This window comes from Plectonema radiosum NIES-515 (genome assembly GCF_025753815.1).
GTDB lineage: Bacteria > Cyanobacteriota > Cyanobacteriia > Cyanobacteriales > Nostocaceae > Hassallia > Hassallia radiosum_A.
Genome location: NZ_JAOWRF010000104.1, coordinates 1 through 24,603, shown reverse-complemented (window position 1 = coordinate 24,603; position 24,603 = coordinate 1). Strand labels below are relative to the sequence as shown.

Sequence of the window (24,603 nt, the reverse complement as noted above, 5' to 3'; positions counted from 1 at the left end):
GAATCTATTTTTCGGTCAAGAGTGCCCTCTAATTCTTTATTTTAACTAGTACTCTAATTTTTAATTTACTTCAGATTTAATGCCGTTTCACTTTGGGGGTAAAACCTTGATTTTTTTATTGGGTTGTGTTCTCAACAAATTGTCGATTTTTCCCAGAATGAAAAATATATTCAAATGTTATTTTCGCGAGATAATTATATAACTAAATTATGTCATATATCCGTTTTTGTCTTGGCGGACTTGGCGGTTAGATTAATAAATCAAATTGAAATGTTTATTAAACTTAAAAGAATTCTACCAATTAATCAAATTTTCTTTGGTAGGAATGTTCCTTACCTGTGTACTATAGTTCCTAGTTGTGTTTCAGCATTACAGATACCTATTAATTATTTCAGTGACACTCACTAATCACTCATTAGCCATTTAAGGAGGAAGCAATCATGGGCAAGTACGACAACATTTTTAACTCCCAAGAGAAATCAGAACAAGCACTGACTCCAGAAGAGGCAGTAGCAGCGATCGCTGTTGTTACCGCAGCAGCTGATTCTTCTTTCGAAGATGTGGATGCAGAAACTATAGCCATGATCCTCTGGGAATTTGAGGTATTCGAGGAATACTCAGAAGAGGAAATATCAGAAATTGTCGATAGACTGATGGAGATTGCTGAGGTTCAAGGTCTGGGAAGGCTATTTAAGACTGCCACTGATTCTCTTTCTGATGAATTAATACTTGACGCTTTTGCTGCCGGTGTCTTGATGGTTATAGATGAAGAAGAACTAATTATTCCTCAAGGAAAAACGCCTTTGTTGAAAAAGTTACAGCAAGCTTTGGATCTTGAAGAAGAGGAAGCGCAGGAAATTATCCAGGAAGTAATCGCTGCTTATGAAGAAGCAGAAAATGAAGAATATGAAGACGATGACGAAACAATGGTAGTAGACCCTAGCCTGCAAGTTTATGAATCACCTTTGGGTAATTTTAGTGTCTCGATTCCCGTTGACTCGCAGCAAGGTGGTATAGTTCAAAGTCAAGAAGGAGTAGTTGGCTTTTCTGATGACTACGGCACTTTATTGAGAATCGATTATTATACTCTAACCCCTGAAGAGGAGGAAGAAATCGAGTCTATGGGACTGGAAAAATATCTGCAATCAGTTCTAATAGATAAATATATACCTCAAGCGATTTCTGCTAGTTTACCAGATGCTTATGTGGAGCGTAACGAATATTTAGAAGACACAATGGACGGGGCTTACTTTGTCTTAGTTAATATGCCCAAAGGTTCAACGATTTCTAAGCAAGAAAATAATGGAACCGCTGCCAGGATGGATGCGTACCGAGGTCTTTTGTCATTTTTTAATGGTGAATTTTTGTATATAGTCAGCAGTCAACATGGCATTTTGTCAGATGAAACTCACTCTTCTTTAGAAGAACAAGCATATGAGATTAAGCAGAAAATTTTGGCGTTTGTTGATACGATAGAGTTCAGGTAGTTTGAAAATAGGGGCTAGGGACGCTTGGACTGGGGATGCTTGGACTAGAAAGAGAATTATTACCATTGCCCCACGCTTCCATACCCCTACACCCCTGTGTTTTTGGGAGGCGATCGCATCCCATATCTTACCATCTTCTCATTTTCTATATTCATCGCCACAATCGCCGATAATTTGATACAAATCGCGTGAATTGCCAGACACAACATTAAGTCTTAAGCTATCTTCAGCATCAAGTGTTAAGTTAAAAACTCTAGGATTATCTTCTAGATGTTCCGAAACACCAAGTCTCGCACCGACTATTACACCAGCTAATGCTGGCTTATCTAAGATGTAACGCACTGCTACATTAGAAATACTCACACCATGCTTATCAGCAATTTGTTTCAGTGTAGAAAGTAATTCTTGAAATAAACTCCAACCTCCCCACGCATCTATCATATTTTTGTATTTTCTTAAGCTGACGGTGGTTAAGTCTAAGCTTCGTGGTTCGGGTTTACCTAAATACTTTTCTGATAATAAACCACCGCAAACTGTGCCGTAAGTAAAAAGTTTGATGTCGTGTTCTTGACAAAACTTAATCATTTTCACTTCCGGACGACGATCAACTAAAGAAAATTGCACTTGGTTAGAAACTATTTTGATCCCGGCTTCGGTAATGATTTGTAAATGTTCAGTATCAAAGTTTGTCAAAGCTAAATGCTTAATTTTTCCCTCTGTTTGAAGTTCTGTCATATATTTGAGGGCATCTAAATAGTTTTTATCTTTATATTCCCACCAATGAAACTGCATTAAATCTAATGATTCTACGTCCATTCTTTTCAGGGATATATTGATATTTTCCTCAACCAGTTTTTTGGTCATTTTTCCAGGTCGAGGAACCCATTTTGTGAAAGCTTGTATATTAGATAAAGCTTCTTTGCCACGACTAGCAATTAATTGACGCCGAAACTCACCAATAAAGTCTTCTGCTGGACCATAATGGTCTGCTAAATCCCAAGTAGTAAAGCCGGCATCCATATATTTAAACATTGTTTCGATGGCGGTGGCTGGGTAAATGCGTCCGTGTCCCCCAGAAACTTGCCACATTCCATTTAAGATCTGGCAAATGTTTAAATCAGAAGTTAATTGTAGACGACTTGATGTTGGTAATACCATTTTAAAAGTTTGGAGTTAGGAGTTTGGAGTTTGGAGTTGGGAGTTGGGAGTTAGGAGTTGGGGGTTAGGAGTTAGGAGTTAGGAGTTTGGAGTTAGGAGTTGGGGGTTTGGAGTTGGGGGTTTGGAGTTTGGAGTTTGGAGTTTGGAGTTTGGAGTTTGGAGTTATCAATTCATCACTCTTAACTCATAATTCCTCACTTCAGAAGTTAATTGTAGACGACTTGATGTTGGTAATACCATTTTAAAAGTTTGGAGTTTGGAGTTAGGAGTTTGGAGTTAGGAGTTAGGAGTTTGGAGTTTGGAGTAGGAGTTATCAATTCATCACTCTTAACTCATAATTCCTAACTTTTGTTAGCGCCAGTTTTTTTCTGCTTGTTCGAGAACGTATGCAGCTACATCTTGAATTTGCTGTTGAGTTAAGCGGTCTTTGTAAGCTGACATATTGTTTTTGCCGTTAGTTATAATGGATGCGATCGCCTCGATTGAATCCATATTATTTTTCTTGAGCGCTTTCATTTTCAGGTTCTTACCCCGCCTGATAATATTGCTACCATTAATATGGCAACCAGCGCAATGAACGCTAAAAATTTGTGTGCCGTTAACTGTATCGTCGGCTAAGGCAGGAGATATGAAATTAAGATTTAATAAAATTAACATTCCTAAGATAATTATCACTGTTTTTTTCACTTTGATACTCCTTTAAATATAAGATAAAATGCTGGAATAATTTCGCAGTTTGGTAATCAATTATCACCACTTTCAAAGTGACTCAAAGTAAGCTGTAAATTCAGCTAAACTTGCACATTCATCCTGAAAAGCTTCAGCATCATTAACATCCTCAATTTTATATTCCATAATTCGCCTACCATCAGGCATTCTCTTAGAAGAAATACAATCGCCTTGATACTTATCTGTCATTGTCTTAAATTCAACAGCAGAGCGCTTCCAAGCATCATTTGAACAAGTAACATTTACTAACCACATAATTTACTTTTATTTATCAATAGGTAGATAATAATTATCTCACGAAGTGTCACCTCATACAAGTAAGTAAATTCAGAATATTTTTCTACCTAAAGGAAGTGCCAAGCTAGAAAATACTGCGCCAGAATGTAAATACTACACCATGTCTAAGAATTTTAACTTTTAGAGTTCCAAATTATCTACACTAGAATAGTTCCATGCCTAACAATATCAAAGAACAAATTACAACCGACATCAAACAAGCTAAAGAAGCCGGACAACTTAGAGCCGATCGCATTCGAGAAATTGTCAAAGCCGCAGTTTCTCAAGTCACCTCCGAATTTAAAGAAGGTTCCACAGAACTTCGCACCATTGTCAGAGAAGCTGTTTCTAGCGTCGTTGAAAACTTACAAGAAAAAGGTGGTGAACTCAAAGAAGAAGTGACAGCCTCAATTGAAGGAGCGCTGGAAGCTGTCAATAGCAAAAGACATGAAGCTATTGCTAAAACTCAAGCGGAAATGAAGCAACTCCAGGCAAAACTGGATAATCAAGAAGAACAACTTCAGCAAGAAATTGATGGCATTTTAGCAGATGTTGGAGAAACGGGCAAAGAAAATGCTCGTACCAAAACTGTTGTTGATTCGGCTGTCAACACGATCAAAAATAGTGAAGAAGCCGCATTATTACAGAAACGTTATGCTCAATTGCAAGCGCAGCTAGCCATTGTCAGAGCTAACTTAGCAGCACGCTACGGGGGACGCGGTGAAGAAGTTACAGGCTATCTAGACGAGGCTAAGACCTGGTATGATAAAGCTCGTCCGCAAGCGGAAACACTGGCTACACAGGTAGCGCAACAGCGATCGCAGTTAGAAGATAAACTTGGTGAAGCCGGTTCTTCTATCGCTAAAAAAGAACGTCAAGTAAAACTAATTTTGCGGGAGTTGCTGTCAACAGCGGTTAGCTCTTTTAAAGAAAGAGAACATTCTGATAAATCTCACAAATAGAGCACCTAGAAAGCCTACCCAGGTAGGCTTTTAGACATTAAGTCCGCTTCGGTTCTGCGGACTTTGTTTTTGTAGTCGCGACTTCAGTCGTCGGCTTTTTTGCAAAATACAGCAGCCTATCGCTCTAATCAAATACACGTAGAGACGATTCTGTGCTACGTCTCTACAAGGAGAGGGGTTTTATATATGTACTTGCTCAGGAGTGAAATCTACTGTATATAACAATTAAAAAGGCGGACTTAATATTAGTCCACCCTAATTTATTTCCTTGTTAAGAGAGAAGATTTATCCAGCTTCAAAACTTTATTAAATCGGTTCCTGTCTATCTAAAGCTTCTTCATGTTTAGCAATTACCCAAACTGCATGAATACTACCGGGAACCCAACCGAGAAGAGTTAGCAAAACATTAATCAGCAAAGTTGAACCAACACCAACTGTCAAGAAGACGCCTAATGGAGGCACAAGAAGACCAAGAATAAAACGAACTAATTTCATGTGATTGCTGCTACAGTTTCAATATTTACTTACATTTTATGGAAGCTACCGAATTATCAACTCCATCTGAAGAATCATCTTAATTCGGAAGTTTTATTTAACCCTTCATATTTGGGGTAGAGATATAATATTACTGACATCTCTACTCCAACTTATACTTACCTTGAAGGTAATTCGCCTTGGGTTTTGATGTCACCACTAGTCAAAGCCAGATTTTTCTCTGCAAAGTATTTGCTAATGAAAGTGTTAGCAAAAGATAAAACAACTGGACCGAGAATAAAACCGAGAATTCCGTGAACGCTAAACCCAGGAACCAAAAATGCTGCTAATGTAAAACACAGACCGTTTACAATTAGAGAAAATGCTCCAAAGCTTAATAAGTTAAGCGGTAAAGATAACGTAGACAGAACTGGCTTAACTGAACCATTGATTAAACCAACTACTAAAGCAGCAATTAAAGCGGCTGGAAAGTTAGCTATATCAACACCGGGCACAACTAAATCAACAATTAGTAGGCTTAAAGCTGTAGCTAGCGTTATAAAGAAGGTTCCCAACAACATTTTTTTTCACCTAAGAACCAAAGATTGTTTTTACGTTCTAAAACTATCTTCGACTAAACGCTTAGGTTTAAACCTCCCTAAGAAGGTAGATTTGTCTTATGCCATTTGGCTGGTATGTGAAAAAAGTTAAGTAAGTCGCTAGAATTAAAGTTAGATATTCTTGCTTGTATCGTCTGATGTCGCGTCAGATTGAAAGTAAAGCGACGATTTATACAAGACTTGTTCTTGATGAGTTTCTAAGGTGCAATCAGACAAAGGGTAAGCTACACAGGTAATCGTATATCCAGCTTGGATTTCTTGCTGACGCAAAAATTTTTGCTCGCTTTGCTCGACTTTCCCACTGATGAGTTTAGCAACACAAACGGAACATTCGCCTTGTTTACACCCAGATGGTAAGCGGATACCGATGTCTTCGGCTATATCAAGGATATATTGGTCTTGTGGTACTTCAATTGTGCGATCTAAGCCAATTGCAGAATTGATAAGTCGAACTTTATAAATTGCCATATTTTATTTATTGTTTGAATAGTCACAATTTATTATTTTCTAACGTTTGGGTAGTTGCATGTAAAGATACTACATAAAAAAAGAACGGGAACCCTAACTTTTTATTAGACACATAATGTGCAATATTGTCAAATAGACATCGACCGAATTTAAATATGCGTTGCCCGAACCCCAAGAGACTATTCTGTGCTACGTCTCTACATTCTTTTTCATTCCTATGTCAAATTAAGCAAACATTACCCTTATACCGTTTCACAAAAACCTTGATACAAATACAGACCTGTAGAGACGCGAAATTTCGCGTCTCTACAAGATTCATATGTATCGTTATTAACGTGAAATGGTATTACCCCTCCACAGCAAGCGAGGAGAGGTAAAATGCTGAGATTCTACTGCTTCACAGCCTTCATTGACAAACCAATCCGCTTCAATTTCTCGTTAACTTCCATAACTCGCACTTTCACAACTTGCCCTACCTTCACAACTTTATTCGGATCGTCTACGAATCTATCAGCAAGTTGGGATATATGCACCAAACCATCTTGATGCACACCGATATCGACAAATGCGCCAAAATTAGCGACATTGGTAACGATACCTTCTAATTCCATCCCTGCTTTTAAATGAGAAATTTCTTTGATTCCCTCTTTAAAAGTGGCATACTTAAATTCAGCACGCGGATCTCTTCCTGGCTTTTCTAGTTCGCTCTTGATGTCACGCAGCGTCGGTTCACCGATCGCATCGGTAACGTATTTTTTCAAGTTGGTTTTTTTCAACTTTTCGGCAATTTCCGTTACCTGTTGTAAGGGTACACCTAAATCGGATGCGATCGCACTCACAACTGCGTAACTTTCTGGATGCACTGCGGTATTATCTAAGGGGTTGTCACCACCGCGAATGCGAAGAAAACCTGCCGCTTGTTCAAAGGCTTTTGGTCCCAATTTAGGAACTTTCAAAAGTTGGCGGCGATTTTTAAATGCACCGTTCTCGTTACGATATTTAACGATATTGTTCGCTACGGTTGAGCTAATTCCCGATACAAAAGTCAGAAGTTCCTTTGATGCGGTATTCAAATCCACACCAACATAGTTAACACAGCTTTCTACCGTTTCATCTAACTTCTTTTTCAACAACTTTTGATCGACATCATGTTGATATTGTCCCACACCAATAGATTTCGGGTCTATTTTCACAAGTTCCGCTAATGGATCTTGCAAACGGCGCCCGATACTAATCGCACCGCGTACAGTAACATCTAAATCGGGGAACTCTTCACCTGCTAGTTTGCTGGCAGAATATATAGATGCACCAGACTCATTTACCATCACTTTAATTGGTTTGCGTTCAATGGAACGCAAAACTTCTGAGACAAATTCTTCTGTTTCTCGTGAAGCTGTACCATTACCGATCGCAATCAATTCTATCTTATATTTTTCCATCAACTTTTTGATGGTTTGTGCAGCTTTAGCGCGTTGTTCTGCGGCTTGATGGGGAAACACCGCTTGATACTCTAAAAATTGCCCTGTTTCGTCGAGTACTGCCACTTTGCATCCAGTTCTAAACCCCGGATCTATCGCCAAAGTTGGTTTCATTCCCGCCGGCGCTCCTAGCAATAACTCTCGCAGATTCGTTTCAAATGTTTTAATTGACTCAATATCTGCATAAAGTTTCTTTTCAGATATTACCTCACTGATCAAAGATGTTTTCATCAGGCGATTGAATGCATCTTTCAACATATCCTGATAAAAATTTCTCATTACACGCTGCTTTGAGTGAATTTCTTCCGACTCTAAATAAGAAAGTACCACATCTTCATCAAAGGAAATTTCAAAATGTAATATTTCTTCAGCTTCACCGCGACACAACGCTAACATGTTGTGCGGTGCGATATTTGGCACTCTAATTTTATAGTCGCGGTACATTTCAAACTTGGTTGTACCTTCGGGATGCTTGTCTTTGATGCGAGAGATAAACACTCCTTCTTCTAAGAGATATTCGCGCACATATGCCCGCAATTTGGCTTTTTCTGCGACTTCTTCCGCTAAGATGTCAGCAGCACCTTTGAGTGCTTCTTCTGCTGTCTTTACTCCCATGCTTTCGGAAATATACTTTGCGGCTTCTTCTTCTAGTGAAGCTGCTATACCATTCTTAACATTTAGCGACTTGATAAACTGTGCTAAAGGTTCGAGTCCCTTTTCTCTAGCGATAGTAGCGCGAGTGCGTCGCTTTGGTCGATAAGGTAAGTATAAATCCTCAAGTTCCGTTTTTTGTAGGCAGAATTCGATTTTTGCTTTCAGTTCCGAAGTGAGTTTACCTTGTTCGGCGATCGCTTTCAAAATCGCCGCTTTTCTTTCTTCCAGTTCTTCTAAGTAAGTATACCTATCCGCAACATCACGCAATTGCACTTCATTCATCTCGTCGGTACGCTCTTTGCGGTAACGTGCAATAAAGGGAATTGTCGCACCCTCCTTGAATAGTTCGAGCGCGTTTTGCACCTGATAAAGTTTAAGGTCTAATTCAGTTGCCAATAATTGAGGAATGTTCAGCATCAAGTGTTAAGGAGCGAAAATATATTTCTCAAGTAATATGCCAAATGGCTCTTTCAGCATAAACCTAGAGTGTTAAGCTAAATTAAATCATAGTTATTCCGGAATCTCTATTTTACACGTTGTTATTTGAAATTAGGCATTGTACTGAAAACATGTTTGGATGTAAAGTAAGTACACTTACCGGAAATCTTTATATTCTCAGAGCAACGTACTTCTAGTGCAGAGGTTTGTTTAAAATGACTTTGTCTTTTTTGATACCACTTTTTACTGGCTTGATAACTGGTTACATCTTTAAAAAAGGTGTCGATGAAATCACCTACTTTGCAGGCATACTTGCAGTTATCAGCTTAATTATAAGTTTGGTCTTAGCTCCTTGGCAGATTCAGCTTTTATTGCTAATTGTTGTTCTGATTACTACTCAGAGACTTTTAGAAAAAAATGAGTACAAAATGAATAGACAGCAAAACAACCAAGATAGAAGAAATTCTAGCAGCTAGAAAAAATAATTTGTTACTAAAATTTTCATATCCGGCAAATCAACAGTAGAGACGTTCCGCCGAAACGTCTCTACTAATTAATTATGGGGATTTCTCGGATATGATATCACACATCTTGTAAAGACGTTCCGGCGGAACGTCTCTACTAGTAAAGACGTTCCGCCGGAACGTCTCTACTAATTAGATTATCGCATCTATCGACTTTTGCCTGAACTTTTTCTTGATGTTTTTTTAATAACAGAAGATATTTTTGATTTGTTTTTGCTTGGATCCATTTTTCTTTAAATATCGCTGCGGATTCGGCTTTCACCGGGTCTACTTCATAAGGTAAGATATCTTTTCGCGCTTGCAGTTGTGCTTCTGGTGAAGCTTCTTTTTGGGGGTTTGTTTTGTATTTTCTGCCAGTTTTGTGATTAGCATAGCGACGCGATCGCGTATAACCCATTTGAATAAACTTTCGTGCCATATCTGCACCGACAAAATCATCTTGTTCCAAATAAGCAAGAAACATTTCGTAGATTTTTTCACTCGACTCTCTAGCAATATCCGGAGTCTTAAATCGCCAGTAAGGAAGAATCTCTGATTTGTAGGGTTCTACCAAAAGTACACCCTGTTCACCTTTGCCAACGCGATACAGTTCTGGATGTTGGCGAAAGTCGATATTCTTAAAGTCTAAAGAATAATCAAATTGCATCATCGCTTTTTATGATGAATAATAAACTTGAATAAACGAACTTTGCTTCTATCTTAGGTAAGGAATTGAGTCATACCATGCTTTTTAGCACCACTTGTAGTCCTACCCTTGTCGCCGGAAATCTGCGTCGCGTGCATCATATTGCCTTAAATGTGCATGATATGCAAGCTTCTCGCCACTTTTACAGCACAATTTTGGGTTTGCATGAACTTACAGGGGAAGAAGTTCCCAAAACCTTAGTTGAGTTGGTAGCACAAGGTAAAGTTGCCAACTTCGTTACTCCAGATGGGACAATCCTCGATTTATTTTGGGAACCGGAACTATCACCACCCAATCCAAATCCTCTTCAGACGTTTACTAGAGCATATCATTTGGCATTTGATATCGAGCCGCAATTATTTGAGCGAGCAGTGGCAGTACTAAGAGAAAATAAAATAGCGATCGCTCACGGTCCAGTCACCCGTCCCACAGGTAGAGGTGTGTATTTTTACGATCCCGATGGCTTTATGATTGAAATTCGTTGCGATCCGGATGATGTAAATGGTTAGTGGTTAGTAGAACACCGCTCCAACGCTCCACCGCTCCAACGCTCCAACGCTCCAACTAACAAACATGCAAATATTTCAAGTCATCGAAGAAGCATTAATCACAAGTCCACCAATTCCCCACAATCCATATAAGGAGTCATTGAAAAATTGGGCAATGTATTGCCTGCGAGATAGAGGTTTCAAAGTAGTATACGCTCAAAATGCCGATTTTGCTATTGAACCCAAAGGCAGCCAAAAGCTTTATTTTAAAGTGACAAATAATCCGGCTGATGTGAATGATTCTTGTAATTGGATAGTTTGGGATAGTGTAGCAAAAAGCGCCAGCATCATTCCTCTTTCTACATAAAAATAGAATTATTGCCAAAACCCGTATTCGCATCTACAGTATTCCTTGGGTAGCGATCGCAGTTTTTTATGGGTTGTTTCTCCCAATTCTCTCGACACCTACCAACTTCCGAAAAAATCAGAGATAGATAAAAGTGCCATCAATCTATTTTGCCTTATCAGTCAGAACAGTTCCAAACCACCTTCGGTAACAAATAAAGAATCCCCCTGTCCAGACATCAAAACTCGAAGAATTGATCGAGCAGCAACCGAACTCAGTCAACTTATCCTAGCTCCGGTGAAAGGTAAATTAGGGAAAAAACGGTTAGTGATAGTTGCTGATGGTCTTTTAGCTGACTTAAACTCCCAGCTTGCCAAGGACTCAAAGTCCCTGTCTAATCAATACGGTTCGGTTAAGAATATTTGTGAACCCAAAACCCTTGTAGAGACGTTGCACATGCAACGTCTCTACATACGTTAACACCAAGCGTATTGGGACGGGGACAAATAGAAGGACAAAGAAAAGTCGTCGAAAATTTGCCGAAAATTCGTTTTGCCTTGTTGGATGAGCAATTATCAAAAATTATAGAACCATTGCGATCGCTACCAATCGAAGAATTTACTCCCTGACTACTGCAATTATCTCGTGAAGAATTATTAGAACGTTTTGGTCAGTCGCAATAATAATAATAATAATAATAATAAGTAGAGACGTAGCACTTGGTAGTCTCTACAGTATGCGCCATCAGCCTGTCATGATATAAAACACATTTATACAATAATGGGACACCGACTATTTCTAGTCGTTGCCCCAGAGATAGTATTACCTATCTAAGCGTTTAATTACGCAGGAATTAACACAGTATCAATGACGTGAATGACACCGTTATCAGCAGCAACATCAGCTGTTGCAACGGTAGCATCATTTATTTTCACGCCATTAGAAGCGTCAATTTTCACATTACTTCCTTCAACTGTGGTAGCTGACTTTAGCTTAACCACGTCAGCAGCCATAACCTTGCCGGAAACGACATGATAAGTCAGGATTTTCGTGAGTTTGGGAATGTCCTTAAGTAGTGCGTCTACTGTGCCTGCTGGAAGCTTTGCAAATGCTTCATCAGTAGGTGCAAAGACGGTGAAGGGACCAGCGCCTTTAAGAGTATCTACCAAATTAGCAGCTTTGATTGCAGCAACTAGGGTACTGAAAGAACCTGCACTTACAGCGGTATCAATAATGTCAGCCAAATTTTTTACCTAGTTTTGTGTAATCTACTAACCACTATAGACTACTTTTTGCAAAACAGTATTTACTGTTACAGATTTGCCGAATCAATTTAATTTGGCTAACAAATACAGAGGCTAGTTTATACATCCAAAATATTTTTATATTTTCAGTAGATCAAGTGTCATAATTGTTAGTATCACCAGATGCGGATTCTCTCACTAAAACGTTTGAGCGTGTATAGACTATGACAAATTATGCAAATTTAGTTCCCGAATTTGAAGAATTATTTAGACAAAAATTAAAGCTAAATAATTGCCGGCTCATAAAGAAAAGACAAGAGAATAATTATCAAATTACTACTCCAGCCAAAGACATTTTTTTGCTGTCTTGGCAGGAATTTCCCGAAGTGAACTTGATATATCAACCTGTTGGGGTACGCACAGAGCAAACTTTAGTTTATGAGCGGGCTATTCGTTCCCATCTGAGTTTTTGTCTGAGTAGTATTCAAGATAAAGTTGCTTCTTGATTCCTATTATTAGACATAAACGTGAAAATGAATGTAGAGACGTAGCACTTGATAGTCTAATCAAGGGTTATGGATAATGCATATTTAATTTTCACTCCTATCTTTATTAGACAACCTATTTGAAAATGAATGTAGAGACGTGAAATTTCACCTCTAATCAAGGGTTTTGGGCAACGCATAGTTCATTTTCAAATAGGTTGTCTATTAGACATCTCCAGAAAACAATTATTGTGACGCGAAATTTCACGTCTCATCAAGGGTTCTGGGCAACGCATAGTTCATTTCTGGAGATGTCTATCAGCATTCCTCTGAGAAAATACGAAGAACAGGTACGTAGTACCGCCCAAGCGTGATTTATCCGGGGGATGAAAGCTAACCGCCTGATTCCGAAAGGCATGTTAATTTTACCCATGATGTTGGTGAAAAACCCATAACAAAAAACATTATGAGTAACTTCAAAGTAGCCGCACAGCCAAGTAATTGGTCGAGGCGAGTAGGACTGCTTGAACCAGTCAAAGCCCGGAAGGGCAGAATAAACATTGCTCCCGGCGGCTATAAGCCGCCGCACCGCAATATCAGTTCAGAATCCTGGTTTTTCAAAGCCAGGAGAGTTCAATGATTAACTTTCAAGAAACACAAGGCAGTTATTCTAAAGGTACAGATTCATGTCTGCGGTTTTTCAAACACCATTAGATGCTGCTGTGGTAGCAAGTTTTTGGTTTGGCGCCAAAGCAAACCAACAGCTTGCATTTCTTTTTTTAATTGTTTCTGACTCATCTTGTGCAAGGGTTTGATCGTGACAAAAGGATTTTCGGCTCGGTATTCAACCAAAACCACTCTACCACCAGGTTTAAGGGCGCTGACAATTCCTTGCATAACTTCTAAGGGATACTCAAATTCGTGGTAAGCATCGACCATTATCGCCAAATCTACACTTTCCGACGGTAAGTTGGGGTTACTCACGGTTGCTAAAATCGGTTCAACGTTGGGGATATTTTTCTCTTTTTTCAAAGACTTAATAATATCTAACATTTCTGGTTGAATATCCACAGCAAACACCTTTCCTTTGGGAATTAAAGGTGCGATGCGAAAGCTTAAATAACCTGTACCCGCGCCAATGTCTGCAACGACATCGTTAGGTTTGAGGTCGATGGCGTTTACTATCTTACTAGGCTGTTCTTCCGCTTCACGTTGGGGTCTTTCTAGCCATGAAGCACCGGTGTGTCCCATAACTTTTGCTATTTCTCGACCTTGATAGAACTTGCCGATACCGTCTGGGCTGTGGACAGCCTTTTGTTGATATGTTGCGGATGCTGTAGGTGCAATTGGTGACAGCGTAGGGTTAAGTAGCCAGCAGCACAGTATTAGTAGGATGATTACACCAAGATATAAAAGGTTATTTTTCGGTTGATATTTCATATCATGTCCGGTACATCACACATATTTTAGAGACGTTCCGCCGTCACGTCTCGACGACGGTTGCTACTACACAAAAATTTAAATCACAAAGGGTTCCAAAGCGCGATCGCACCACTTTTCTCCAATTCGCTCTGCCACAAACGGTCTAATGATCAACTTGGGTGGGGAACCGGATTGTACATCAATTCGCACGAATGAGTAAGGCGATCGCCTGTGGGGTTTGTACCCTTCGCGACCAACATAAAGTAATGAATCCGCAATTTTCCGGGTAGAACTGCCGTCAATTCCCTCAACAGTTTCCATCAATTCTGTTCCCTGGGAGCGTTGACGACGGGGATAATGACCGCTACCACCACTAATAATGCAGTTGATGTGCGAGTCTGCATATCCAGTATCAGTGGTGCGGAGATATTCTAAGCAGTGGGCGTGACCGTTTAAGATTAAATCGACTATTGAACGTCCTTGAGTTAGGGAACCAACTTGAAGGGCAACTGCATCAAAACAAGCACGCAAGCGGTGACGCACTGCTAATGTTTGTGCTTGATGCCACTTATTGCTTTCAGTAACGTAGGGCGGATGGTGAAAGTAAATTATACGTCCGCGCACGTCTGAAGTATGCCAAGATTCAATTAATCTTTGTTTCAACCATTCGAGTTGTTCAAAGTCGATAGCAGACGGGTTGTTAGATGCAAGTTGTTTCTCAATGTCAATTTTGATTTGGTTGATTTGGTCTAATTTTGCACTGAGTTCATCGAGTTTTTCTGCGTATGAGGGGATATCTGGGTTGAGGTGATGTCTATCGACAAGGCGCTCCGCGTCTACGCATAATGCCAAAATCTCTGATTCTTCTTGGTCTATCTCCCGCCAACGTTTTTCTAATTCGCGCCGATTAATTTCCCCTTCTTTGGTTGCCGGCAGCGGTAATGGTTCATTAAAAGTATTCGAGTCAAGAGCGAAAAAGTCAATACCGCCGTAACGAAACGTATAATAACGATTGGGCAAGCGGGTGAAGTGTCCGGGTTGATAACGCAAACAGCGTCCGGTGTCAGTTTTGGCAGTATAATGAGTATCGAGGTGACGTTCTAACTCTTTCGGAGAAGCGATCGCCTTCAAATAATCAAGAAATGCTTTTGCATAAGCGTTGCCTTGATAGGAACCATGCCAGCCAATCTCTATATCTTGATAGCCGAAGATCCGACGTAGGGGTTGGGTTGCTCCTGTCAGCCAGCGATACATCAACGGTACATCGTAGTAATCGTGATTGCCCAGCACAGGTAATATTGGTAAGTTGAAGACCATGCGATCGTAAGCAATCTTTTTAGGGTTCTTGCCACCCTCCAAAAACTCGCGGTAAGGCTCAATAAACTTTGAGGGATAATACTCATGGGAACCGACCACATAAATTACATCCCCCGTATGCAAGACAAAACGGCAAGAGTCACGGTGAAGAAGCATTAATTCGGCAATTTTGCGTTGGGGATGTTCGCCATAATGTGACTTAGTGCCAGTATCACCGATAACCATAAAAGAAAATTCTGGGCAATCGTCTCTACCGTCATCCAAAACCATGCTGGTTTGGTCAATTGAGCGTGAGACAATACTTGAATGATTCCATCGCACTCGTTCCTTCATCTTTTGGATTTTCACTGGAATCGGTGGTTCGGATATTAATTTCACTCTAGTTAGTCTCCTTGTAACGCGATCGCACAGTCACCAATTCATCAAACAGCATATTCGCAACTTTTGCCATAAGTTTACCTTGTAAGTGCTTATTGTTAAGTAGCTGCTTGCTTTGAGGGATTATGAGGTTGGTAATAGGTAATGATTTTCTCCATTACCCATTACCAACTGGATCGTCAGGCAATTCCAACTAGCTTTGCGCTCAAATCCCAGAGTTGTTTAGCTTTGTTATCATCGTTAGCTTCGTTAGAAACCTCTTGCACAAAAGATTTACGACCTTCTTTCTGTCTATTTCCCCAACTCCAATACATCCCGGATTTATTGTATTCGGGATTGGCGACAACTTCGGCAACGCGATCGCCTGCCAATTCCTCAGAGACAAATCCACCAGTAATATTTTTCTGGAAGAGTGGAAAGATTTTCTGAAAGAGCGGATAGTGGTTGCGAAATAAAGCCGTAGTTGCTACACATCCCGGATACAGAGAACTGAAAACAATATTAGTTGACTCGTGATAACGTCGATGCAATTCCCGCATCGTCAAAACATTGCAAAGCTTGCTATCTTTGTAAGCTTTACCTGGTTTAAACTTCTTGCCGTTAATCATGGAAATCGGGGCTTTAAAACCTGCCTGAAAGCCTTGGAGTTCTCCCAAATCTGGAGGTGCTGGAATCGGAATTTTGCCTCCCAACTCCTTCGGATTTGCCGTTACAGTTCCCAAAATAATTAATCTTGGCTGGGATGAAGATTTTTTCAAATCCTCAAGCATCAAATTACACAAAAGAAAATGTCCCAGATGATTTGTGGCAACGCTCAACTCATATCCGTCTTCGCTGTACAACGGCTCTTTTAATAAAGGCATATACACAGCAGCATTGCACACCAAAGCATCCAGAGACTTACCGGTTTCTCTGAAGTTTTTCACAAACTGTCGCACACTTTCTAAGCTAGCTAAGTCGAGATGGATGATTGTGTAGCTGTCTTGGGGCATTCCTAAGGTTTGGGCAGCTTTTTCCGTCTTCGGGATATCCCGACATGCCATGATCACATGCCATTTTCCTGTTTGAGCAAGCGCTCTTGCAGCTTGCAAACCGACTCCTGAGGATGCACCGGTAATTACAACCGTTGATTGCCCATGTTGTTGCATTCTCTTTAGACTCCCTTGACCGTCCTTAACTATTTTCAGGATCTCACATTTGTAACACTAGTAGAGACGTTCGGTCCGGAACGTCTCTACATGTGGAAATGCCGGAACGTCTCTACATGTGGAAATGCCGGAACGTCTCTACATGTGGAAATGCCGGAACGTCTCTACATGTGGAAATGCCGGAACGTCTCTACATGTGGAAATGCCGGAACGTCTCTACATCTGGAAATGGTGGAACGTCTCTACATCTGGAAATGGTGGAACGTCTCTACATCTGGAAATGGGTGAATGATGCGTTTTTCACAAATTGCTGAGTGCTTTTACAAACATATTTTTTGTGCTTATGTTATCCTTTTGGGAATCTGGAAAAAATATCATACCAAGGGAAGATGCCAGGTCTATGAAAATAATCCTTAAACTAGAAGCGGAATTATATTTTCACCAAGGATTGCGCCAAAACAAAGCAGAAAAGTTTGAAGAGGCGATCGCTAATTTCGACAAAGCGCTTAAATGTCAGTCAGATTATCCGGAAGCCTTATCGCAAAAAGGTTTTGCCTTAGGTTCCTTGGGTCGTCACATGGATGCGATCGCTTGTTTTGATTTAACGCTCTTATTACGTCCAGACGCTTGCTGGGTTTGGCACAACCGTGCTATTGCCCTAGGAAAAGTAGAACGTCACGATGAAGCTCTCAACAGCTTTGATCGCGCTCTTGAATTTAACTTCAATTCCGCTACTATTTGGCACAATCGCGGTATTACCTTATGCGACTTGGGACATTATGAAAAGGCAATTATTAGCTTCGATCGCACTATAAACTTCCAACCAGATGCTTATTGGGCATGGAATAACAAAGGTAATGCCCTCAAACAACTAGGACGCTATGAAGAAGCTGTTAACAGCTACGATCGCGCTCTTGAATTCGACCCCGACAACCTTATGGCTTGGCATAACCGAGGTGCAAGTTTGAGTAACTGGGGACGTTATGAAAAAGCGATCGTCAGCTTTGATCGCGCTTTAGCAATTGAACCAGATTATTATAAAGCTTGGTTAAACCGGGGCATAACTTGGGAAAAATTACAGCATTACGAAGATGCGATCGCTAGTTACAATCGTGCCATTGAATTGCAACCCAACGATCATGTAGTCTGGTATAATAAAGCGCGCTGTTACGCCTTGCAAAACAACATTGAAGCAGCAATTGAAAACTTGCAACAAGCAATTATTATCTGTCCAGAACAATATTTGCACACGATCCAAACTCACTCAGATTTTGACAAAATCCGTGACGATGGACGCTTTCAGGCTTTAATCCAACAACCAAATAATTTATGACTTACACAGAATCTCTCTTCAACTCTGCCAAACTCTGTGTCCTCTGCGATAGTAGTGCGGTTCGTTTTTCCTAATTAACCCAAGTTGCTAGTTATTTGAGAAAGCGATTATGGTGAATTAGTTATGAAACTTTTCAATGTTTTGCCTTGACATTTTCATCTTCAACTATTTCCTCAGGTACGAATCGCACTCAAATACCAACGTTTAGTTTTCAAGATAATTCTGGCTGCTTAGGTTGCTCAAGGAGATTGCTTTGTTTAATAGGAATCTCAATTACAAATTCTGTATTTTTACCAGGTGCAGAGATACACTTAATTTTTCCTTTATGCTTATCTACTATAATCTGGTAACTAATAGATAATCCTAAACCAGTACCTTTGCCTACTGGTTTAGTAGTAAAAAAAGGGTCAAATATTCTATTTTTTACTTCTTCCGTTATTCCTAGTCCACTATCTTTTATACTAAAAATTACAGATTTGTTATCTTTAATTTTAGTATGGATAGTAATAGAATAACTGTAATTTTTAATTCCTCCTTTTAAGTATTCTATTTCTTTTTGTCGTAAAGCATCAATAGCGTTACTAAGAATATTCATAAATACCTGGTTTAGTCCTCCCGGATAACATTCGACAAAAGGCAAATTACCATAATCTTTGATAATTATAATTTCTTGCTGGTCATGCACTCCTTTAAGATGATGCTGCAAAATTAATAATGTACTATTAATCCCCTCATGGATATCAATAGGTTTCATTTCTGCTTCATCAAGACGTGAAAAGTTCCGTAAAGTTAGCACAATCTCACGGATGCGTTCAGCACCAACTTCCATTGAGGCTAAAATTTTTGGTACATCTTCTATAACAAAGTTGAGATCTATTTCATGAATAAAATTAGCTATTTTTGGGTGATAAAAACCTTGTTGCTGATATAGGTTGACTAAAGTTAGTAATTGCTGAGTATATTCTCTAAAGTGCATTAAGTTGCCATAAATGAAATTAACTGGGTTGTTGATTTCATGAGCAACACCAGCAACTAGTTGACCCAACGAAGACATCTTTTCACTTTGAATTAGCTGTACTTGAGTGGCTTGCAATTCTTGTAGTGTTTGTTGTAATTGGATATTTTTTTGTTTTAATTTTTCTGTTCTTGTCGCAACTTGTATTTCTAAGTTAGAATTAGCTTCTTCTAAAGCAGCCTGAGATATTTTTTTAGCTCTCAGATACTTTTGCAATAAATGTAATACTAAAAGCCATGCAGGAATCAGAATGAATAAACTTATGATAGATATTAAAAATGCCCAAAACATTCTTTGGCGGTATTTAGTAACTTTCTGCTGCAAATCCAGTGAAATATTATGGTTTCTTTGAGCAATACCATCAGCATAAATGTGTTTCTGAATCTCATATTCGTGACTGGATAATAGAAGCTGCGCTGCATCCTTTTGATTGTTTCTAACTAAGTTAAAAGATTGGTATTCCATTGAAACCAAATTGTGATTAGCCGTATAAATTTTTTTTGCATTCTCATTTGTATATGCTTTGGGAGCTAGTTTAATAGATTCTTTGATGGCAACATCAAGTTGAGGTTCAAATTGACGATAGCGTTGCTCCCAAGCAAAATTTCCTGTTGCAGCATTCATGCGAGCCGACATGGTTAAGACTTCATCCAAATAAGTAATTTTATCACTCAATCGTTGTAGTTGAAATTCGTGTTGAGTAATCCTATCGAAGTTATAATACGCTTGCCACTTCAGCCAATTTTGAGGAATAAACAAGAGTAGTGTTAGTGCTACTGTTACAGCTATTAGTTGAGATGGAACAAATTTTAGCTTAGAAAGTAGACGCATTTTCATAGTGTTATTTTAGATATAGCAGCACGCGCTGCCTCGTTAGCCTTTTGTGCTATGTCCTTTAAGTTTTCCATAAAACTCATAACAGCTATTCCTCCAGGGTTAAACCAAGTTGATTCGCGTCTAATCTCACTGCTCATCCAAGCAGTTTTAGATGCTTACTTGTAGTGTTCCCTGATTGTTGAAGGAAATTTGTAACACGAGCTTACTTTCTTAAAAAGCCAAGCATGGCGATCGCATGAATTGAGGGGTGACAAGTACACATCAGTAATCAAGTTTGTAGTCAGCGTTAAAATGTTTAGTACGAAACAAAAAGTTATATCATACTGTGGCAGACACTCTGGCAGTAGTGGCAATGACACAGCACAATATAGATTATTTTAGTCAGATACTTCACAAAAAGCAGCATTGGCTAGGAAAAGCGATTTTCCGTTGGAGAGGCTACGTCAACGCTTCTTTATTCGGAGTTATATCCAGTGTAGCAATTACAACGCCTGTATTCGGAGCCGATCGCATTGATTTTTATTACCCCCCATTTGGTGACTTTTCTATCTCTACCAATGATTTAGAACTGTTTGCCAAACAAGGTAAAATTACTTCCGACTTTGCCTTTTATACTAAACGTGCTAAACCAGAACAACTAGCACAACTACGAGAATTTCTGCAAACTAAATTTAACATTAGCCCCACCTTAGTTTCGCAGTTTACCTATTCCCCCATCGGTGAAAAAATACTGCAACGTCTGGGAGAATTAGTGCAAGTGGAAACTAGACAAAATGGTTTCTACGCTTTACGCTCTACACTTATTTTATCTGCTGCTGACCCAGAAGGTTTAACATTAATTAATATCTTACGTCGATATCCTAGCCCCAGTATTCGTTTGAATTTTTCGGAAACGATAAATACATTTGGGCAATTATCAGACTTACTGAAAAAAAGAGATGCAGTAGTTGCGGCACTACAACAATTAGCAGATAATACAACACAAGCGCAAATTGATTTTTCACAACAGCCAGATATTCGACTAGCAGGTGGTTTGAGTTCCGAAAAAATCACTTTAAATCTGCGCGATCGCTCGCGGAAAAATCAATCTGGAGCTATATCAGAACGCAACTTAGACGTAGATTTATATTTACCTCAATCACGGCAGAATAAAACAGATAGCTTCCCTTCTCCTTTTCCTGTAATTGTAATTTCTCACGGTTTAGCAGAAGACCGCAATACATTTGCCTATTTAGCTAAACATTTAGTATCCTATGGCTTTGCAGTTGCGGTAATTGAACATCCGGAAACTAACTCTAAGGATTTTCAACAATTCTTATCAGGATTTGCAAGTACCCCACAAGCAACAGATTTAATTAACCGTCCATTAGATGTAAAATACTTATTAGATGAACTTCAACGTCTTAACGATTCTGATGTTAATCTCAAGGGAAAATTTAATCTTAAACAAGTAGGAGTAATCGGACATTCTTTAGGTGGATATACCGCTTTAGCGTTAGCAGGTGCAACAATAAATTTTCAGCAAGTCCGGAAAGATTGTATTCCTAACCGTTCGTTAAATTTATCCGTTTTCTTACAGTGTGGAGCGTTGGAATTACAACCAGGTATTTATCCAATTAAAGACGATCGGGTAAAAGCCATTTTGGCATTTAATCCCTTAAGTAGCACAATTTTTGGTTCTAAAGGAGTAAGTCAAATTCAAATTCCGACAATGCTATTAGCTAGTAGTCAAGATATTTTTACCCCACCCGTACCAGAACAGATTTTTCCTTTTACCAGGCTGCCAAATCCAGATAAATATTTAGCATTAATTGAAAATGGCACTCATTTCACAGTAGAAATAGATCCACCTCCCAGTCAAACAGTGATACCTGTACCAAATGGATTACTTGGTCCGGATCGCACAGCAGCTTACTCTTATGTTAAAGCTCTCAGTGTGGCTTTTTTTGAAACTCATCTTGTCAACAAACCTAATTATCGTCCTTATTTAAGTGAGTCTTATGCGAGGTTTATTAGTAAAGCACCTTTAAACCTGAGTTTAATTAATTCTTCTAGTTCTGAAGAGATCGCACAGCTATTGAGTAAGCTTTATCCACAGTTTGCGACTTCCAATAAATTAAAAATAAAAGAAAATAGCAAGAACTTAGAAAAAACAGCAAGAATCTGAAATAATACCAATCGGTATCAATCAGATAACGTAGATAAGTTCGTAGTGAGCGATTAATCGCTCAATTTCACCTGACTACGAACTGATCAAAGATGCAGAGCGATCGCACGGGAGCTGCTTTCATTATCTGCTAGAAGACAGAAAAATTGTTTTGATTGCCGAAAGGCGTTACTTATACAGTTAAAATTAGAAACATTGGTATTAAAAGCTCTGTCCTTAGTAAGTAGACAATTCCAAATTTCAGACTTTAGATTAACAAATTAACGATAATCTAAAAAATGTAATGGTTCACTCATTAGGGGTTCATGGTTCATGGGTTCATGGTAAAGGGGAAAGAATTTGGATTCGGGAATTGTGACCTCCCCCCAAATAAAACCACTTAGGCATAGGGGGTTTTAAACCCTTATTGGGGAAAATAATCATATAAAAATTTCTGCGTATCTAATTCAACATTTCCCCTTTTTTCCTTTCCCCTTTTCCCCTCCCTTCGGTAATGGGTTTTGAAGAATTGACGAAAACCTATTACCCATACTCCTTTGAAGATTAATCCCAAATCGAACACGGTATAATTTATGCGGAAACATAAAATGGCTGGTCAAAAGTCATTACTGACACTACTATATGGCATTACCCTCACCACGATTTACCTTTTATCAATTCAACCATCAACAGCACAAACTGAAGCATCTATACCACCCGCTTCTGATGCTCCTTTAGAACTAGATTTATTGAGCAATCCAAAAGGTGTAATTACAGCTAACACCATTAACCAAGGGCAATTGACTGTTCCTAGTTTATGGTGGGCAAAAGAAAACTCTGAAAACAAGTTGTTAGATAACTGGATAGCATATCCAGCAGAAGGTACACAACCAGCACGAGTTGATGTTGTTGTCAACCAGCAATTTTGGAGTATTTTAGACTATTTAGAACGATACAACTTTGTGAATCGTGTAGGTAGCTTTGCCAGGAATTACAATTACAATATCCGGGTTTTCAACTATCAACAAGAACGTTTAGCAAGTTATACTTGTAACTTTAATACAAATCCAACTTTATGTCGGATAGATATTGATACTCAGAATAAGCTTGGGTTAGGACGCTCTTTATAGAAAAGAGTCACTCATGCTTCATTTTTGATTCTGGTAAACAAATCTTGGTACTGCTTTTGCGTTGATTCGGATAAAGGCAATAAATATTCATTTTTATCGAAAAATTGAGAATTACTCACTAAAAGATTGTGTAATGGTTCCTGGATGTCTGACATCGCAATGTCGATAGAAATTGGTGAATTAGTTTTAGTTAGCAAAGAAATTTGCTTGGCAATGTTGGGAGTCCAACAAAAATCAATAAACGAGGATGATAAAGCACTTTTTCCCCCAACTGGACGTACCCACAAATCTGACCACATTGCCGTTCCTGACTGGGGGACAATTGCCGCAAGTTCTGGATAACGTGGCAGCATCCGCACCACGTCGCTTGACCAAGCAACTGCTAACCAAGTATCACCAATAATTAAGGGTTCGAGATACTTATCAGAAGCGTAAAACTTCACCTGTTGGTTTAAGGTTCGTAATTCCTTTTCCAAGGAAGGCACTTTGTCAAGATTTTCTGTGTTGTAGGATTTTCCTAACTTCTTCAAAACTATACCAATAACTTCTCGTGGTTGATCGAGCAGAGAAATGCGACCTTTGCATTCACTTTGCCACAAATCAGCCCAATCTTTCGGTGTCCAACCCAATTCTTTAAATTTATCACGGCGATAAACAATCACCGTACTACCCCAGCGGTAAGGTGCAGCCCAAATTTTTCCTTGAGCATCCAAATTACCTTGGTCATTACGTCTCACCAATTCTTGCCACCGTTTCGGCAAACTAGACCACTGCTTTAACTGCGACTCTTCCAATGGTTGAATCAGTTTCTGCTTAATTGCCTCTTTTAGTGTATTATCTGCCAACGTTACCAAATCGGCTACAGCGGTTTTTTGGAATTGTGGTAAATGTAACGAGGGAAGCCATCCCTTACCATCAGTACCTTTGGTTTTCCCCTGGGAAGTTTGCAATTGATCAAATAAATCCTGCAATTGTCCTACTGGGGCAAACTTTAATTGTGCTTTTTGCTGTAAACTCTTGCTAAATTGGTTCACCACCTGTCCGGGGATAGAGCCTTTCAATAGCTGCACGTTTAATTTGAGCTGATTATTATCAGCACACCCAACAAGCAGTTGCGATGCCAGTGCCCCTGTACCCAGTATAAAAGACCGTCTATCCATCAATTTTAAATTTGAGATTTTGGAGCCACTTACGTGCGACTGGCATCGAAGTAGCGTGATTTGGAATTATATCTATATTAGACTTACCGGAAGAGGGGGAAAGGGGAAAAGGGAAAAGGGACTCATGGTAAGAAAGAATACATATTTCTTCCCCCTTGTTCCAGCACCCCCCCGCGTATCCCATTTGTCCCTCTCCCCCCC

At 39.3% G+C, this 24,603-nt stretch carries 27 protein-coding genes; 13 read left to right on the top strand and 14 right to left on the bottom strand.

The window, feature by feature from the left end:
- Nucleotides 1-440: 440 nt before the first annotated feature.
- A complete protein-coding gene (locus tag OGM63_RS06615) occupies nucleotides 441-1,487 on the top strand; it encodes a hypothetical protein (RefSeq protein WP_263744708.1) in 1,047 nt (348 codons plus the stop codon).
- A 138-nt stretch (nucleotides 1,488-1,625) separates the two neighbouring features.
- On the opposite strand, the gene OGM63_RS06610 is transcribed toward OGM63_RS06615, so the two are convergent.
- From OGM63_RS06610 to OGM63_RS06600, 3 genes are all read right to left on the bottom strand, one after another.
- Nucleotides 1,626-2,645, bottom strand: coding sequence for an aldo/keto reductase (locus OGM63_RS06610; protein WP_263744707.1), 1,020 nt, complete (start codon nucleotides 2,643-2,645; stop codon nucleotides 1,626-1,628).
- A 351-nt stretch (nucleotides 2,646-2,996) separates the two neighbouring features.
- Nucleotides 2,997-3,332, bottom strand: coding sequence for a cytochrome c6 PetJ (petJ, locus tag OGM63_RS06605; RefSeq protein WP_375340464.1), 336 nt, complete (start codon nucleotides 3,330-3,332; stop codon nucleotides 2,997-2,999).
- 72 nt (nucleotides 3,333-3,404) lie between these two features.
- Nucleotides 3,405-3,629: a hypothetical protein gene (locus tag OGM63_RS06600; protein ID WP_263744706.1), complete on the bottom strand. Its 225-nt coding sequence runs from the start codon at nucleotides 3,627-3,629 to the stop codon at nucleotides 3,405-3,407.
- Between the two features lie 197 nt (nucleotides 3,630-3,826).
- On the opposite strand from OGM63_RS06600, the gene OGM63_RS06595 reads away from it, so the two are divergent.
- The gene (locus OGM63_RS06595) at nucleotides 3,827-4,612 is read left to right on the top strand and encodes a histidine kinase (RefSeq protein WP_263744705.1); all 786 of its coding nucleotides are present in this window, start codon (nucleotides 3,827-3,829) and stop codon (nucleotides 4,610-4,612) included.
- A 306-nt stretch (nucleotides 4,613-4,918) separates the two neighbouring features.
- On the opposite strand, the gene OGM63_RS06590 is transcribed toward OGM63_RS06595, so the two are convergent.
- From OGM63_RS06590 to OGM63_RS06575, 4 genes are all read right to left on the bottom strand, one after another.
- On the bottom strand, nucleotides 4,919-5,107 hold the full coding sequence (locus OGM63_RS06590) for a YqaE/Pmp3 family membrane protein (RefSeq protein ID WP_263744704.1): 189 nt from the start codon (nucleotides 5,105-5,107) through the stop codon (nucleotides 4,919-4,921).
- A gap of 158 nt (nucleotides 5,108-5,265) precedes the next feature.
- Nucleotides 5,266-5,667, bottom strand: coding sequence for a phage holin family protein (locus OGM63_RS06585; RefSeq protein WP_263744703.1), 402 nt, complete (start codon nucleotides 5,665-5,667; stop codon nucleotides 5,266-5,268).
- Between the two features lie 150 nt (nucleotides 5,668-5,817).
- On the bottom strand, nucleotides 5,818-6,174 hold the full coding sequence (locus OGM63_RS06580; RefSeq protein WP_263744702.1) for a 2Fe-2S iron-sulfur cluster-binding protein: 357 nt from the start codon (nucleotides 6,172-6,174) through the stop codon (nucleotides 5,818-5,820).
- Between the two features lie 389 nt (nucleotides 6,175-6,563).
- A complete protein-coding gene (locus tag OGM63_RS06575) occupies nucleotides 6,564-8,723 on the bottom strand; it encodes a Tex family protein (protein ID WP_263744701.1) in 2,160 nt (719 codons plus the stop codon).
- Nucleotides 8,724-8,959: 236 nt separating this feature from the next.
- Here OGM63_RS06575 and OGM63_RS06570 point away from each other — a divergent pair, with 236 nt between their 5' ends.
- Nucleotides 8,960-9,220 carry a hypothetical protein gene (locus OGM63_RS06570; RefSeq protein ID WP_263744699.1) on the top strand — a complete coding sequence of 87 codons (261 nt, stop codon included), beginning with the start codon at nucleotides 8,960-8,962 and terminating at the stop codon, nucleotides 9,218-9,220.
- A 145-nt stretch (nucleotides 9,221-9,365) separates the two neighbouring features.
- Here OGM63_RS06570 and OGM63_RS06565 read toward each other — a convergent pair whose 3' ends face one another.
- A complete protein-coding gene (locus tag OGM63_RS06565; RefSeq protein ID WP_263744698.1) occupies nucleotides 9,366-9,917 on the bottom strand; it encodes a DUF4385 domain-containing protein in 552 nt (183 codons plus the stop codon).
- Nucleotides 9,918-9,991: 74 nt separating this feature from the next.
- Between OGM63_RS06565 and OGM63_RS06560 the strand changes: the two genes are divergently transcribed.
- From OGM63_RS06560 to OGM63_RS06545, 4 genes are all read left to right on the top strand, one after another.
- The gene (locus OGM63_RS06560; RefSeq protein ID WP_263744697.1) at nucleotides 9,992-10,462 is read left to right on the top strand and encodes a VOC family protein; all 471 of its coding nucleotides are present in this window, start codon (nucleotides 9,992-9,994) and stop codon (nucleotides 10,460-10,462) included.
- 64 nt (nucleotides 10,463-10,526) lie between these two features.
- On the top strand, nucleotides 10,527-10,808 hold the full coding sequence (locus OGM63_RS06555; protein WP_263744696.1) for a hypothetical protein: 282 nt from the start codon (nucleotides 10,527-10,529) through the stop codon (nucleotides 10,806-10,808).
- 45 nt (nucleotides 10,809-10,853) lie between these two features.
- Nucleotides 10,854-11,267 carry a hypothetical protein gene (locus OGM63_RS06550; protein WP_263744695.1) on the top strand — a complete coding sequence of 138 codons (414 nt, stop codon included), beginning with the start codon at nucleotides 10,854-10,856 and terminating at the stop codon, nucleotides 11,265-11,267.
- A gap of 11 nt (nucleotides 11,268-11,278) precedes the next feature.
- Nucleotides 11,279-11,416: a hypothetical protein gene (locus OGM63_RS06545; RefSeq protein WP_263744694.1), complete on the top strand. Its 138-nt coding sequence runs from the start codon at nucleotides 11,279-11,281 to the stop codon at nucleotides 11,414-11,416.
- 213 nt (nucleotides 11,417-11,629) lie between these two features.
- Here OGM63_RS06545 and OGM63_RS06540 read toward each other — a convergent pair whose 3' ends face one another.
- Nucleotides 11,630-12,031, bottom strand: coding sequence for a CO2 hydration-associated protein CupS (locus tag OGM63_RS06540; protein ID WP_263744693.1), 402 nt, complete (start codon nucleotides 12,029-12,031; stop codon nucleotides 11,630-11,632).
- 224 nt (nucleotides 12,032-12,255) lie between these two features.
- Between OGM63_RS06540 and OGM63_RS06535 the strand changes: the two genes are divergently transcribed.
- Both OGM63_RS06535 and OGM63_RS06530 read left to right on the top strand, forming a co-directional pair.
- Nucleotides 12,256-12,537: a hypothetical protein gene (locus OGM63_RS06535; RefSeq protein ID WP_263744692.1), complete on the top strand. Its 282-nt coding sequence runs from the start codon at nucleotides 12,256-12,258 to the stop codon at nucleotides 12,535-12,537.
- 445 nt (nucleotides 12,538-12,982) lie between these two features.
- Nucleotides 12,983-13,156 (top strand): hypothetical protein, encoded by a 174-nt coding sequence (locus OGM63_RS06530; RefSeq protein WP_263744691.1) that lies wholly within the window; start codon nucleotides 12,983-12,985, stop codon nucleotides 13,154-13,156.
- Nucleotides 13,157-13,200: 44 nt separating this feature from the next.
- Here OGM63_RS06530 and OGM63_RS06525 read toward each other — a convergent pair whose 3' ends face one another.
- The 3 genes from OGM63_RS06525 to OGM63_RS06515 form a co-directional block, all read right to left on the bottom strand.
- On the bottom strand, nucleotides 13,201-13,956 hold the full coding sequence (locus tag OGM63_RS06525; protein WP_263744690.1) for a class I SAM-dependent methyltransferase: 756 nt from the start codon (nucleotides 13,954-13,956) through the stop codon (nucleotides 13,201-13,203).
- A 78-nt stretch (nucleotides 13,957-14,034) separates the two neighbouring features.
- Nucleotides 14,035-15,633: a metallophosphoesterase family protein gene (locus OGM63_RS06520; RefSeq protein ID WP_263744689.1), complete on the bottom strand. Its 1,599-nt coding sequence runs from the start codon at nucleotides 15,631-15,633 to the stop codon at nucleotides 14,035-14,037.
- A gap of 179 nt (nucleotides 15,634-15,812) precedes the next feature.
- Nucleotides 15,813-16,781 carry a protochlorophyllide reductase gene (locus tag OGM63_RS06515; protein ID WP_263744688.1) on the bottom strand — a complete coding sequence of 323 codons (969 nt, stop codon included), beginning with the start codon at nucleotides 16,779-16,781 and terminating at the stop codon, nucleotides 15,813-15,815.
- Nucleotides 16,782-16,905: 124 nt separating this feature from the next.
- Here OGM63_RS06515 and OGM63_RS06510 point away from each other — a divergent pair, with 124 nt between their 5' ends.
- Both OGM63_RS06510 and OGM63_RS06505 read left to right on the top strand, forming a co-directional pair.
- The gene (locus OGM63_RS06510) at nucleotides 16,906-17,073 is read left to right on the top strand and encodes a hypothetical protein (protein WP_263744686.1); all 168 of its coding nucleotides are present in this window, start codon (nucleotides 16,906-16,908) and stop codon (nucleotides 17,071-17,073) included.
- Nucleotides 17,074-17,181: 108 nt separating this feature from the next.
- Nucleotides 17,182-18,114 (top strand): tetratricopeptide repeat protein, encoded by a 933-nt coding sequence (locus OGM63_RS06505; protein WP_263744685.1) that lies wholly within the window; start codon nucleotides 17,182-17,184, stop codon nucleotides 18,112-18,114.
- 211 nt (nucleotides 18,115-18,325) lie between these two features.
- On the opposite strand, the gene OGM63_RS06500 is transcribed toward OGM63_RS06505, so the two are convergent.
- Nucleotides 18,326-19,966, bottom strand: a complete 1,641-nt coding sequence (locus OGM63_RS06500) for a sensor histidine kinase (protein ID WP_263744684.1) — start codon at nucleotides 19,964-19,966, stop codon at nucleotides 18,326-18,328.
- Nucleotides 19,967-20,291: 325 nt separating this feature from the next.
- On the opposite strand from OGM63_RS06500, the gene OGM63_RS06495 reads away from it, so the two are divergent.
- Together OGM63_RS06495 and OGM63_RS06490 are read left to right on the top strand one after the other, a co-directional pair.
- Nucleotides 20,292-22,133 carry an alpha/beta hydrolase gene (locus OGM63_RS06495; protein WP_263744683.1) on the top strand — a complete coding sequence of 614 codons (1,842 nt, stop codon included), beginning with the start codon at nucleotides 20,292-20,294 and terminating at the stop codon, nucleotides 22,131-22,133.
- A 587-nt stretch (nucleotides 22,134-22,720) separates the two neighbouring features.
- Nucleotides 22,721-23,242, top strand: a complete 522-nt coding sequence (locus OGM63_RS06490; protein ID WP_263744682.1) for a hypothetical protein — start codon at nucleotides 22,721-22,723, stop codon at nucleotides 23,240-23,242.
- 11 nt (nucleotides 23,243-23,253) lie between these two features.
- Here the strand turns inward: OGM63_RS06490 and OGM63_RS06485 are convergent, their stop codons facing one another.
- Nucleotides 23,254-24,402 carry an extracellular solute-binding protein gene (locus OGM63_RS06485; RefSeq protein WP_263744681.1) on the bottom strand — a complete coding sequence of 383 codons (1,149 nt, stop codon included), beginning with the start codon at nucleotides 24,400-24,402 and terminating at the stop codon, nucleotides 23,254-23,256.
- Between the last annotated feature and the right edge of the window lie 201 nt (nucleotides 24,403-24,603).

Excerpts from the sequence above, each read along its gene's own strand:
- OGM63_RS06610 (WP_263744707.1), bottom strand. The coding sequence starts at position 2,645 with ATGGTATTACCAACATCAAGTCGTCTACAATTAACTTCTGATTTAAAC.
- OGM63_RS06525 (WP_263744690.1), bottom strand. The coding sequence starts at position 13,956 with ATGAAATATCAACCGAAAAATAACCTTTTATATCTTGGTGTAATCATC.
- OGM63_RS06510 (WP_263744686.1), top strand. The coding sequence starts at position 16,906 with ATGCCGGAACGTCTCTACATGTGGAAATGCCGGAACGTCTCTACATGT.
- OGM63_RS06600 (WP_263744706.1), bottom strand. The coding sequence starts at position 3,629 with ATGTGGTTAGTAAATGTTACTTGTTCAAATGATGCTTGGAAGCGCTCT.
- OGM63_RS06575 (WP_263744701.1), bottom strand. The coding sequence starts at position 8,723 with ATGCTGAACATTCCTCAATTATTGGCAACTGAATTAGACCTTAAACTT.
- OGM63_RS06580 (WP_263744702.1), bottom strand. The coding sequence starts at position 6,174 with ATGGCAATTTATAAAGTTCGACTTATCAATTCTGCAATTGGCTTAGAT.
- OGM63_RS06565 (WP_263744698.1), bottom strand. The coding sequence starts at position 9,917 with ATGATGCAATTTGATTATTCTTTAGACTTTAAGAATATCGACTTTCGC.
- OGM63_RS06555 (WP_263744696.1), top strand. The coding sequence starts at position 10,527 with ATGCAAATATTTCAAGTCATCGAAGAAGCATTAATCACAAGTCCACCA.
- OGM63_RS06570 (WP_263744699.1), top strand. The coding sequence starts at position 8,960 with ATGACTTTGTCTTTTTTGATACCACTTTTTACTGGCTTGATAACTGGT.
- OGM63_RS06530 (WP_263744691.1), top strand. The coding sequence starts at position 12,983 with ATGAGTAACTTCAAAGTAGCCGCACAGCCAAGTAATTGGTCGAGGCGA.
- OGM63_RS06615 (WP_263744708.1), top strand. The coding sequence starts at position 441 with ATGGGCAAGTACGACAACATTTTTAACTCCCAAGAGAAATCAGAACAA.
- OGM63_RS06560 (WP_263744697.1), top strand. The coding sequence starts at position 9,992 with ATGCTTTTTAGCACCACTTGTAGTCCTACCCTTGTCGCCGGAAATCTG.
- OGM63_RS06535 (WP_263744692.1), top strand. The coding sequence starts at position 12,256 with ATGACAAATTATGCAAATTTAGTTCCCGAATTTGAAGAATTATTTAGA.
- OGM63_RS06585 (WP_263744703.1), bottom strand. The coding sequence starts at position 5,667 with ATGTTGTTGGGAACCTTCTTTATAACGCTAGCTACAGCTTTAAGCCTA.
- OGM63_RS06490 (WP_263744682.1), top strand. The coding sequence starts at position 22,721 with ATGGCTGGTCAAAAGTCATTACTGACACTACTATATGGCATTACCCTC.
- OGM63_RS06515 (WP_263744688.1), bottom strand. The coding sequence starts at position 16,781 with ATGCAACAACATGGGCAATCAACGGTTGTAATTACCGGTGCATCCTCA.
- OGM63_RS06485 (WP_263744681.1), bottom strand. The coding sequence starts at position 24,402 with ATGGATAGACGGTCTTTTATACTGGGTACAGGGGCACTGGCATCGCAA.
- OGM63_RS06590 (WP_263744704.1), bottom strand. The coding sequence starts at position 5,107 with ATGAAATTAGTTCGTTTTATTCTTGGTCTTCTTGTGCCTCCATTAGGC.
- OGM63_RS06505 (WP_263744685.1), top strand. The coding sequence starts at position 17,182 with ATGAAAATAATCCTTAAACTAGAAGCGGAATTATATTTTCACCAAGGA.
- OGM63_RS06595 (WP_263744705.1), top strand. The coding sequence starts at position 3,827 with ATGCCTAACAATATCAAAGAACAAATTACAACCGACATCAAACAAGCT.
- OGM63_RS06500 (WP_263744684.1), bottom strand. The coding sequence starts at position 19,966 with ATGAAAATGCGTCTACTTTCTAAGCTAAAATTTGTTCCATCTCAACTA.